This window comes from Micromonospora sp. NBS 11-29, assembly GCF_002140155.1.
Taxonomy (GTDB): Bacteria; Actinomycetota; Actinomycetes; order Mycobacteriales; family Micromonosporaceae; genus Micromonospora.
In genome coordinates this window covers 48,302-59,313 of sequence record NZ_NAPR01000009.1, presented here as the reverse complement: position 1 = coordinate 59,313, position 11,012 = coordinate 48,302, and the positions used below count along the sequence as shown (strand labels likewise).

General features: G+C 72.5%; 5 protein-coding genes and 4 pseudogenes. 5 read left to right on the top strand and 4 right to left on the bottom strand.

Translation table 11 applies throughout. The features are described from left to right. The 3 genes and pseudogenes from B1205_RS13520 to B1205_RS13510 form a co-directional block, all read right to left on the bottom strand. Positions 1 to 453 (bottom strand): annotated as a pseudogene (locus tag B1205_RS13520) (cellulose binding domain-containing protein); the annotation flags it as partial. A gap of 296 nt (positions 454 to 749) precedes the next feature. Next, complete coding sequence (locus tag B1205_RS13515; protein WP_089155953.1) at positions 750 to 1,814, bottom strand: SRPBCC domain-containing protein; 1,065 nt, start codon at positions 1,812 to 1,814, stop codon at positions 750 to 752. A gap of 19 nt (positions 1,815 to 1,833) precedes the next feature. Then, on the bottom strand, positions 1,834 to 2,418 hold the full coding sequence (locus B1205_RS13510) for a TetR/AcrR family transcriptional regulator (protein ID WP_089155952.1): 585 nt from the start codon (positions 2,416 to 2,418) through the stop codon (positions 1,834 to 1,836). Positions 2,419 to 2,539: 121 nt separating this feature from the next. Here B1205_RS13510 and B1205_RS29685 point away from each other — a divergent pair. Both B1205_RS29685 and B1205_RS29680 read left to right on the top strand, forming a co-directional pair. Beyond that, positions 2,540 to 4,159, top strand: a pseudogene (locus B1205_RS29685) (MFS transporter); the annotation flags it as partial. Positions 4,160 to 4,363: 204 nt separating this feature from the next. Next, on the top strand, positions 4,364 to 5,107 hold the full coding sequence (locus tag B1205_RS29680; protein WP_254909925.1) for a phosphatase PAP2 family protein: 744 nt from the start codon (positions 4,364 to 4,366) through the stop codon (positions 5,105 to 5,107). A gap of 8 nt (positions 5,108 to 5,115) precedes the next feature. Here B1205_RS29680 and B1205_RS13500 read toward each other — a convergent pair whose 3' ends face one another. Next, positions 5,116 to 7,191, bottom strand: a complete 2,076-nt coding sequence (locus B1205_RS13500; protein WP_089155950.1) for a cellulose binding domain-containing protein — start codon at positions 7,189 to 7,191, stop codon at positions 5,116 to 5,118. Between the two features lie 259 nt (positions 7,192 to 7,450). Between B1205_RS13500 and B1205_RS13495 the strand changes: the two are divergent. From B1205_RS13495 to B1205_RS13485, 3 genes and pseudogenes are all read left to right on the top strand, one after another. Beyond that, positions 7,451 to 8,194 (top strand): annotated as a pseudogene (locus tag B1205_RS13495) (lytic polysaccharide monooxygenase); the annotation flags it as partial. Positions 8,195 to 8,382: 188 nt separating this feature from the next. Beyond that, positions 8,383 to 8,922, top strand: a complete 540-nt coding sequence (locus B1205_RS13490; RefSeq protein ID WP_369597283.1) for a DUF305 domain-containing protein — start codon at positions 8,383 to 8,385, stop codon at positions 8,920 to 8,922. A gap of 464 nt (positions 8,923 to 9,386) precedes the next feature. Then, positions 9,387 to 10,921, top strand: a pseudogene (locus tag B1205_RS13485) (DHA2 family efflux MFS transporter permease subunit). The last annotated feature ends 91 nt before the right edge of the window (positions 10,922 to 11,012 follow it).

Below are 11,012 nucleotides of genomic sequence, written 5' to 3'. Positions count from 1 at the left end.
GGCGAGCTGGTCGGCGACGTGGTGGGTTCGGTGGTGCCGCCGGTGCAGGTGACGCCGTTGAGGGTGAAGCTGGTGGGGGTGGGGTTGCTGCTGGTCCAGGTGCCGTTGAAGCCGAACGAGGTGGTGCCGTTGGTGGGGATGGAGCCGTTGTAGGTGACGTTCTTGGCGGTGACGGTGGTGCCGCTCTGGGTGACGGTGGCGTTCCAGGCCTGGGTGACGGTCTGGCCGGCGCCGTAGTTCCAGTTGAGTGTCCAGTTGGATACCGGGTCGCCGAGGTTGGTGATGGNCGACCTCGGCGCCGAAGCCGCCGCCCCACTGCGACGACACGGTGTACTTCACCGAACAACCGGCCGCTGCCGCTCCGGCCGGGATCGCGGCGACGACGCCGGCCGACGCCAGCAGCGCGACGCCAGCCGACACCAGGCCGACATTGGCCGCTCTGGATCTAGTCATGGTTCATCCTCCTGTGGTGGTGGCGGCCGGTGCATTCGCCGGGATGATTGGCTTGTGAACGTTAACAGCCGCGACCGACATGTTACGGGAGCGCTCCCATCGACTCAATGGCGAAACCCCCTCTCCCTGGCCCGTCGCCATTCCACCCCAACACCACATTGATCAAGGAATTCGTGTCACGTTTCGCGCCCCACCCGAAACTTTCCGCGTCGATCATGGAGTTGGCGGCGGAAAATCGAACTCGGAGTGCCGTCAAGTTCATGATCGACGGGGCAGGGGTGGGGTGGGGGAGTTGGTCAGGGGGTGGTGCAGGGGGTGGTGTCGGCGGTGCAGGTTCGTGGAGCGTTGTGTGCGGGGTCGGGGTCCCGGACGTCGAATCTGATGGTGGCCGAGCCGTTGGGGGGCAGCTCTGGGCCGGTGAACCGGACTGTCGTGCCATCCTGTGCCGCCTGGGCCCCGTCGACCGTGCTCACGCTGGCGCCGTCGTCCAGCGTCACGGTCACCGTCCACTCGGTGCGGGGCGTCGGGGCCGGGTTGCGCACCACCACCTCGCCCCGGTAGCCGAAGATCCGGTCGACGACCGTCTCGTAGGTCGCGGTCAGCGGCACCGTCGCCGGCGGCGTCGGGCTCGGCGTACGGCTGGGGGTGGGGGACGGCGAGGGGGACGGTGAGGCGCTGCGACGGCTGGCGCTCGGCGTGGGTCGGGCGCTCGTGGGCCGTGGCGACGCGGTGACGCTCGGGGAGGGGGAGGGGGCGACCAGCGACGGCGACGGCGGCGGGGCGGCCGGCGTGGACGGCGTGGGCCGGTTCGCCCAGATGGCCGCGCCGGTCGCGCCGGCGAGCAGCGTCACCGCGCCGGCGGCCAGCAGGGTCCGTCGCCCGGGTCGACCGCGTCCCTCGCCGAACGGCCGGACCACCGGCAGTTCGGCGGTCAGCGCGCCCTCGGCGCGGCGCAGGTCGACCTCCTGGAACGCGAGCCAGTCGAGGATCGCCGGCAGTCGGCCGGTCACCGCCTGCTCGTGCTGCTCGGCCCGCGCGTCGGCCGCCCAGTCCCCGTCCTCCAGCACCTCGCGCACGGAGAGCCGGCAGCCGTGGGCGGTGGGGGTCAGGTCGCAGGCCAGCCGGGTGGACCGGCCGGCTTCCCGGCACCGCACCACCAGCCGCTGTGGCGGGCGCAGCTCGACCACCTCCACCTCGGTGTCGGCGTCGTAGCCGGGCAGGGCCGCGGTCGCCAGCACCCAGTGATCGTCCCGTGGTGTGCAGTCGACGAACCACTTGACCAGCAGCGGCCGCTCGGTCAGCCCGCGCCAGGCGCGGGCGGGGGGATGGAACAGGTCGACCTCGGTGACGATCTCGATCACGCGGAGACTCTAGGGCCTCTCAGGCCGCCGGGGTGGCGTGGGTGAGGACGGCGCGCAGCACGTCGCGCAGCGGCAGGTCGGGTTGCTCGGCCCACTGCTGGGCGGCGACGCGCAGGGCGGCCAGGAACGTGGCGGCCACGACGCGGGCCCGCAACGGCACGTCGGGGCCGGTGAGTCGGCGGGTGATCTCCACGGCCAGTTCCCGCTCGATCGCCGCGTACGCCCCGACCTGGTGGGCCACCAGGCTCGGGTGGCCCTGCAACCGCCGGCGCCGGCTCAGCCAGGGCTCGGCCGGATCGTCGTCCTCGTCGGCCTGGGCCAGTGCGGCGGTGGTCAGCGCGGTCCAGGCCGGGCGGTCGACGGGCTGCTCCGCCATCAGCTCCAGCAGCCGGCGCAGCCGCAGCGTGTCGCCGTGGAAGAGCGCCTCCTCCTTGCCGGAGAAATAGTTGGAGAACGTGCGCCGGGACACGTTGACCGCGTCGGCGATGGCCTCCACGGTGACCCGGTCGGGGCCGTGCTCGGCGGCCAGGCGCAGGGCCGCCTCGTGCAGCGCCAGGCGGGTGGCCGCCTTCTTGCGCTCCCGCAGGCCGGTGCACTCGTCCATGCCGGCCAGCGTACGTGATCCTTTTCTCAATGGGCAAAGTTGCCTACTGGGCAAGTTCTGTTGATGATTGCTTGAGGCAACCAAGCGGCCACCCCCATCCGACAACCCTGGAGGACGCGCGATGAGCGCAACCACCGCGACGGCCGAGGCCGCGCCCATGAGCCGGCGGCAGACCCTGGAGGCCCTCAGCGGCCTCCTGCTCGTGCTGTTCGTGGCCCTGCTGAGCAGCACCGTGGTCTCGACCGCCCTGCCGAAGATCATCGGGGCCCTCGACGGCTCGCAGACGCAGTACACCTGGGTGGTCACCGCCACTCTGCTCACGGCCACCGCGACCACCCCGATCTGGGGCAAGCTCGCCGACCTGTTCAACAAGAAGCTGCTGATCCAGATCGCGATCGTGATCTTCCTGGTCGGCTCCGTGGCGGCCGGCTTCTCGCAGGACGCCGGCCAGCTCATCGCCGCCCGGGCGTTCCAGGGCATCGGCGTCGGTGGCCTCCAGGCGCTGGTGCAGGTCGCCATCGCGGCGATGATCCCGCCCCGGGAGCGGGGCCGGTACAACGGCTACCTGGGCGGCGTCATGGCGCTCGCCACGGTCGGCGGGCCGCTGCTCGGCGGCCTCATCGTGGACACGTCCTGGCTCGGCTGGCGGTGGTGCTTCTTCGTCGGCGTACCGGTCGCGGCCGTCGCGCTGTTCCTGCTCCAGATCACGCTGAACCTGCCCACCGTGCGGCGGGCGAACGTCAAGATCGACTACCTGGGCGCCGCCCTGATCGCCGCCGGGGTCAGCGTGCTGCTGATCTGGATCTCGTTCGTCGACAGCTCGTTCGCCTGGCTCTCCTGGCAGACCGCCGCCATGGTCGGCGGCGCGGTGCTGCTGCTCGCGCTGGCCGTGTGGGTCGAGTCGCGGGCCGCCGAGCCGGTGGTGCCCTTGCACATCGTCCGCCAGCGCACCACCGCCCTGGCCATCCTGGGCAGCCTCGCGGTCGGCATGGCGATGTTCGGCGGCGCGGTCTTCCTCGGCCAGTACTTCCAGATCGGCCGCGGCTACAGCCCCACCGAGGCCGGCCTGCTCACCATCCCGATGATGGCCGGCGTGCTGATCTCCTCGATCGTGGCCGGTCGGATGATCACCGCGAGCGGAAAGATCAAGCCGTACATCGTGTTCGGATCGATCGTGCTGGTCGCCGGCTTCCTCCTGCTCGGCACCATCGACCACGAGACCTCGCTGGTCGTGGTCGGCGCGGCCATGTTCGCCGTCGGCGTCGGCGTCGGCATGACCATGCAGAACCTGGTGCTCGCGGTGCAGAACACCGTCTCGCTCGCCGACATCGGCGCGGCCAGCGCCAGCGTGGCCTTCTTCCGCTCGCTCGGCGGCACCATCGGCGTGTCCGTGCTCGGCGCGGTGCTGGCCCGGCGGGTCACCGACCGGATCACCCACGACTTCGCCGCGGCCGGCATCCCCGCCTCCGGCGGCGGTGGTGGCAGCGTCCTGAACCTCGACGCGCTGCCCGAGCCGGTACGGCAGATCGTCCGGGCCGCGTACGGGGATGCCACCGGGCACATCTTCCTGATTTCCGCGGGGATCGCGGTGGTCGGTATCGTAGCGGCGCTGTTGCTGCGTCCGGTTACCCTTCGCTCCAGCCTCGATCTGCCGGACACCGGCCGATCGGTGGCGGTGGGTGCCGACGCGGTCGACGGGGCGCCCGCGTTCGACGGGGTGGGCGTCGACCCGGTCGGCCGGNCCCCGCCGCTGAGCCCGTACCCCAGGGCCGTCGCCGACCTCGGCGGCGGCCCTGGTCCGTGCCGGTCGGCGGGCGGACCAGGCGAAGGAGGATGGGTGGATCCCAGGCAGGGCGCGTCCACGCGGGGCGGCGCGCTGCGCCGGGCGATCCGTGAACTGGCGCTGGTCGCGGTGCTCTTCCTCGCCTACAAGGCGGGTCGGCAGATGGTCGCCGGGCGGGCCGGCACCGCGCTGGCCAACGGCGAGCGGATCTGGTGGCTGGAGCGGATGCTGCACCTGCCCGACGAGGCCCTCGTGCAGGCGCCGCTGCTGCTGCACGACCTGCCGGTACGGATGGCCAACTGCTACTACGCGTACGTGCACTTCCCGGCCACCGTGCTCTGCCTGGTCTGGCTCTACCTGCGCCGGCCGGCGCACTACCTGCGGTTACGGCGGGCCCTCGCGGTGCTGACCGCGGCGGCGTTCGTGCTGCACGTCTGGATCCCGCTCGCGCCACCGCGGCTGACCGCGCTCACCCACATGGTGGACACCGGCCGCCAGTACGGCCCGACCGTCTACGGCCCGCCCGAGTCCGACCAGCTCAGCAACCAGTACGCCGCGATGCCCTCGCTGCACGTGGGCTGGGCGTTGGCGGTCGCGGTGGCGCTGATGGCGGTCACCGCCGGCTGGCGGCGCTGGCTCTGGCTGGCCCACCCGCTGATCACCGCGCTGGTGGTGGTCGCCACCGGTAACCACTACTGGCTCGACGGGGTGGTCGCGGCGCTGCTGCTCGGGCTGATCCTGGCGGTGCTGCCCCGGCCCGCCGTACCGTCCGGGTCGGCGACGTCGTCGACGGCGGAACCGCCGCGCCCACATGTGGTGCCGGCGCCACGCCGTGGCGGCCGCCGCCGGGACCCGAAGGTCCCGGCGACGGCCGAGGTGCGGCTACGGCCACCCGGGCGCGGCTGACCCACGGCTCAGCGCAGGGCGCAGACCGTGCCGTTGAGCCGGAACGCGCCCGGCGGGACGTTCGGCCCGCTGTACGCGCCGACGAAGCCGACGCTGGTGCTCCCGCCGTCGGCGGCGAGCCGGCGGTTGTCGGCGGTGGGGGTCACCTTGACCGCCGTGCCCTCCTGCGTCCAGGTGGCGTTCCACCCGCTGCTCACCTGCTGCCAGCCGGTGGGCCAGGTCCAGGTGAGCGTCCAACCGTCCACCGTCTTCGGGCCGGTGTTGACCACCTCGACGGTGGCGACGTAGCCGTTGCCCCAGTCGGTGTCGGTGTGGAAGCGGACCGCGCAGGTGCTGGCGGCCGGGCTGCCGGTGGCGAACGTCGACGGTGGCGACGACCAGGAGACCCGGCCCGCGGTGTCCCGGGCGACCACGTTGACCGTGTAACGGGTCCCCGGTTCGAGGTTGCGCACCGTGAACGACGTGCCGGCGGTCTCGCCGAGCTGCTCGCTGACCGCGCCGAACTGCCGGTACACCTCGTACTTGGCGATCGGCGCGGCACCCGGCGTGGCCGCCGGCCAGGAGATGGTCGCCGCGCGGTCGGTCACCGCGCTCGCGGTCGGCCGCCCCGGCGCGGTCGGCCGCCCGGCGGAGCTGCCGGCCGGTCGCAGCACGAGCGTGGTCAGGGAGTACGGCGGCAGCGTGCGGGTGGTCGCGCTGCCGGAGCGGCTGGTGCTCACGGCGGTCGCGCCGTTGGTCAGCGTGTGTACGGTCGGCGCCTCGTCCGCCGGGGTGAAGCCGGCGTAGTCGACCGCCACCGGGTACGCGGTGTCCGGGTCCTTGTTGAGCAGCAGGAGCGCGAGGCTGCCGTCAGGCCGGCGCGCGGCGTGCGCGGCGACCAGGGGTTGGCTGGTGCCGGCGCGGACGAGCTGGTCCCCGGGCCGGGCGAACAGGTTCATCATGGACAACGCGTGGTACGGCGCGAACGGCGTGTTGAACGCCGGCTCGCAGACCTTGCCGTCGCTGGTGCAGCCGCCGCTGGAGAGCAGCCCGAAGTCGCCGTAGTCGGTCTGCCCGGCGACCTCGGAGACGGTGCCGATGCCGTTGTGCACGTTCCACCACTGCACGGTGAAGACACCCTGTTCCAGCAGGCCGCTGTAGGCGTCGGCGAGGAACAGCGCGCCGGGCTGGGTGGTGCGGCCGGCGTCGACGTTCAACTCGGTGAGGCTGATGCCGATCCGGTCGGAGTCCGGGCCGGCGTAGCGGGCGATCTGCTGGCGCAGCAGCCAGGCGGCGTCGGGCAGGTGGTTGGTGCGGGTCAGCGACTCGGCGGCGGTGCCGCCCGGGTACCAGTGCACGTCCACGAAGTCGATCTTCGGGCCGGCGATCGAGAGCACGGTCTGGTTCCACGGGCCCGGGTCGCCGCCGGCGGTCAGGCCGTCGGGCCAGTTGCCGGGCATGGTCAGCACCGCGCCGACCTTGATGCTCGGGTCGACCGCCTTCATCGCGTCGGCGTACTCGACGACCAGTTTGGCGTACTGGGTGGCGCTCTTGTCCGGGTGGTCGTCGGCCTCCCAGGCCGACCCGTAGAGGCCGTTGCCGTAGTTCTCGTTGCCGACCGTCCACCACTTCGCGCCGTAGCCCTTGGTGACGTTGGCGTACCGCACCCAGTCGGCCGCCTCGGCCGGCGTGCCGGTGCCGTAGTTCGCGATGATCATCGGCTGGGCGCCGACCCGGCGGGCCCCGGCCATGAACGTGTCGAAGTCGGTGTCCGGCGCGACGTAGCCGCCCGGCGCGGTGTGCGTCTTCCAGTGGTAGATGTCGGCGTACGAGCCGCCGGGGTAGCGCAGCATCTTCACGCCGGCCGCCTTCAGCAGGTCCGACGTCTCGGTGCTGCCGAGCTTCGCGTCCCAGATGGCGTGGTTGACGCCGAGCGCGGTGTCCGGCACGGTGGCCAGTCCGGCGCGGGCGTTGACGGTCACCGCGACCGGGTCGGCGGCGGCGCCGGCGACGGGCGCGTCGAGCGTGGTGAGCGCCGTGGTGACGAGCAGCAGGCTCGCCGCGTACGCGGTCCAGCGGCGTACGCGCGGCAGGGATCTCCTCATGCGGGGTGTCCTTCGTGGGGGGTGTGACGGCGGGTTGCTGCCCGGTGGTGTGGTGCCGTCCTCCCGGGTGCCTGCCGGCGCCCGGGTGCCCAGGAACGACGATCGGCTCCGCGCGTTGAGCCATCGACGTACCAGAGTTCCACGGCGCGTGGCGGGCGCTCAAGGCACCAGGGCTTAATTTATAGACAGGAGTCTTTACTGTTAACAAGGTTTAATTTATGTTCGTGACACCTTCCGAACCCCCCGAAGGAGTTGTCACATGCGCCGAACAATCACCCTCCCGCTGCTCACCACCGGTGCCGTGACCGCGACGCTGGCACTCGCCGCGCCCGCGCAGGCCCACGGCTACGTCTCCTCGCCGCCGAGTCGGCAGGCGCTCTGCGCGCAGAACCGGGTGCCCGACTGCGGCCAGATCAGGTACGAGCCGCAGAGCGTCGAAGGCCCCAAGGGCCTGAAGAGCTGCCACGCCGGCATCGCCCAGTTCGCGGTCCTCAACGACGACAGCCGCAACTGGCCGGCCACCTCGGTCGGCAGCACGGTCACCTTCACCTGGATCAACACCGCCCGGCACGCCACCGCCAACTGGGAGTACTGGATCGGCAACACCCGGGTCGCGGTCGTCGACGGCGGCGGCCGCCAGCCCGACGCCACCGTGTCGCACGCGGTCAACCTGGGCGGCTTCTCCGGCCGGCAGAAGCTGCTCGCGGTTTGGAACATCTCGGACACCGCCAACGCGTTCTACTCCTGCGTCGACCTCCAGATCGGCGGCGGCGGCAACCCGACCCCCTCACCCACCCGCACCGCCACGCCGACACCCACCCCCACGCCGACCCGCACCGCCACGCCCACACCCACCCCGCCCACCTCGCCGGCCCCCGGCGGCACCTGGACCGTCGGGCGGGCGTACCAGGTCGGTGACACGGTGACCTACGCCGGCAGCAGCTACCGCTGCCGTCAGGCGCACACCGCGCTCGCCGGCTGGGAGCCGCCGAACGTACCGGCGNGCCGGCCGCCACTCGGGGCGGCCGGCCGGTGCGGCCCCCGTCGCGATCCCTTCCGCCCGCCCGCACCCGAGGCCGTTCCCGAATTCGGAGGGACCCCATGCGCCGTCCGCTCGCCGTGGTGCTGTCCGCGCTGCTCGCCGCCGTGGCGTTCGCCACCGCCGGCTGCGGCGGCGAACCGGCGTCGCCCGTGGCGTCGCGCCCCACGCCGGCCGTCGACGGCGCGACCAGCGGCATCGACGCGCTCTTCCTGGCCATGATGGTGGCCCACACCGAGCAGACGCTGGAGATCGCCGGCGTCGGCCTCGACCGGGGCGCCGACCCCGAGGTGCGGACGCTGGTCGCGGCGATCCGCGCCACCGAAACCGACGAGCTGGCCGACATGCGGGCATGGTTGCGCGAGGCCGGCCCCTCGGCCGCGGCCGCCGCCGCGCGGCACGACCACTCCGGTCACAGCGACGCCGCCGCCGGACTGGCCCGGCTGCGCGCCGCCCCGGCCGCCGACGCCGACCGGGTCCTGCTCGACGTGCTCACCCGCCACCAGCGCACCGCCGCCGCCCTGGCCCGCGCCCAGGTCACCGCCGGCACCAGCGATCGGGTACGCGACCTCGCCGCCCGCATCGACCGCTCCCGTACCGCCGAGGTGGCCCTGATGGCGAAGCTCGGCGCGAAGGGACGGCTGGCGGGCGCGACACCGGTTCGGGGAAGTGGTGGCATCCCGCGCGCCTGATGCCACCACTTCGGCGGACTGGCCTGGGTCGTCGATCCGGCCGCGCGCCGAGCGCGCCTTGCCGGACCGCCGCCCGGACTCCGCCTCGGCTCGACCGCCCCCACGAAACAGGCCCTGGCCCGAACAGGGGACGAGGCCGGGCCGGCCCGGGTCATGACGTGCGTCACGGTGGCTCGGGCACGTTGCCGACCGGGGCGACGTCGCTGCGGCCGGGGAAATCCGGGGCGCATCAGGGGTTTCCGTTCGGTTTGCTCCCGGTGGCGGGGCCACGACGGCCCCCGGTGAATTGGCACGGCGCCCGGGTCGGCGTGTCCGGTCGTTCTGCGCACCGGAAAAGCGGCCGCGAGATGTCGTAGCCCGAGACTAGGCTTTCGCCGGACGTCGTCCCGCCGCACGTCCGATCGCGCGCCGAGCGGTGCGCGCCGCCACCACCACCGGACCGACCCGTAACCAGGAGACTGTCTGTGACCCAGCAACCCGTCGCGACATCGAACAAACTCGACGCCGCGGTGCTCAAGGTGGCCGGCGTCGTCGTGCTCGGCGCGATCATGTCGATCCTCGACGTCACCGTCGTCAGCGTGGCGATCCCGACGTTCCAGAGCGAGTTCGACGCGTCCTACGCCCGCGTGGCGTGGACCATGACCGGCTACACGCTCGCCCTGGCCACGGTGATCCCGCTCAGCGGCTGGGCCGCGGACCGGTTCGGCACCAAACGCCTCTACATGGTGGCGTTGGCGCTGTTCACCATCGGCTCGGGGCTCTGCGCCACCGCCGACTCGATCGGTCAGTTGATCGGCTGGCGGGTGGTCCAGGGCCTCGGCGGCGGCATGCTCATGCCGCTGGGCATGACGATCATGACCCGGGCCGCCGGCCCGCACCGCATCGGCCGGCTGATGGCCGTGCTCGGCATCCCGATCCTGCTCGGTCCGATCGGCGGCCCGATCCTCGGCGGCTGGCTGATCGACACCGCGAGCTGGCACTGGATCTTCCTGATCAACCTGCCGATCGGCGTGGTCGCGCTGATCTACGCCCAGCTCGCGCTCCCCAAGGACGCCCCGGAGCCGTCGGCCTCGTTCGACTTCCTCGGCATGCTGATGCTCTCGCCGGGCCTGGCGTTGTTCCTCTACGGCGTGTCCTCGTTGCCCGAGACCGGCACGGTCACCGCCTCCGAGGTCTGGCTGCCCATGCTGGTCGGCGCCGTGCTGGTGGTGGCGTTCGTCCGCTACTCGTTCCGGCCCCGGCACCCGCTGCTCGACCTGCGGTTGTTCCGCAACCGCAACCTCACCGTGGCGGCGATGGCCATGTCCGTGTTCATCATCGCGTTCCTGGGGGCGGGGCTGCTGTTCCCGAGCTACTTCCTCCAGATCCGGGGCGAGTCGACGCTGACCGCCGGCCTGCTGATCGCGCCGCAGGGCATCGGCGCGATGCTGACCATGCCGATCGCCGGCATCCTCGCCGACCGGGTNCCTTCACGCAACTCGGCACCGACACGTCCTACCTGCTGCTCTGCGGCTCGCTGTTCGTGATGGGCCTCGGCATGGGCGGCACCATGATGCCGCTCATGACCTCGGCGTTGAAGACGCTGCACGCCGCGGAGGTGGCCCGCGGGTCGACGCTGCTCAACATCCTCCAGCAGATCGGCGGATCGGTCGGCGCCGCGCTGATGTCGGTGATCCTCACCAGCCGGCTGAACGGCTCGCCGGCGATCCCCGGCGTGACCGACCCGGGCACCGGCGCCCCGGTCACCGAGGCCCAGCTCGCCATCGCCGCGCAGCAGCAGCCCGAGCTGGCCCAGCAGTTCCCGGTGCCGCCGTCGTTGATCGAGCGCGGGCTCGACTTCGCGGCCGACTCCTTCGCGACCACCTTCTGGGTCGCCTTCGCCCTGGTGCTGGTCACCTTCGTCCCGGCGCTCTTCCTGCCGCGCCGGCGGGAGCCGTCGCACCTGCTCGACGACGAGGCGGGGGAGCAGCGGCAGCCGGTTCCGGTGCCGATCCACTGATCCACCGGTCCGAGACCGGAGCTCTCGGGGCCGGGCNGGGGGAGCCGCGTCCGGACGCGGCCCGGTATCCACCACCGGCGGGCCGGGCAGG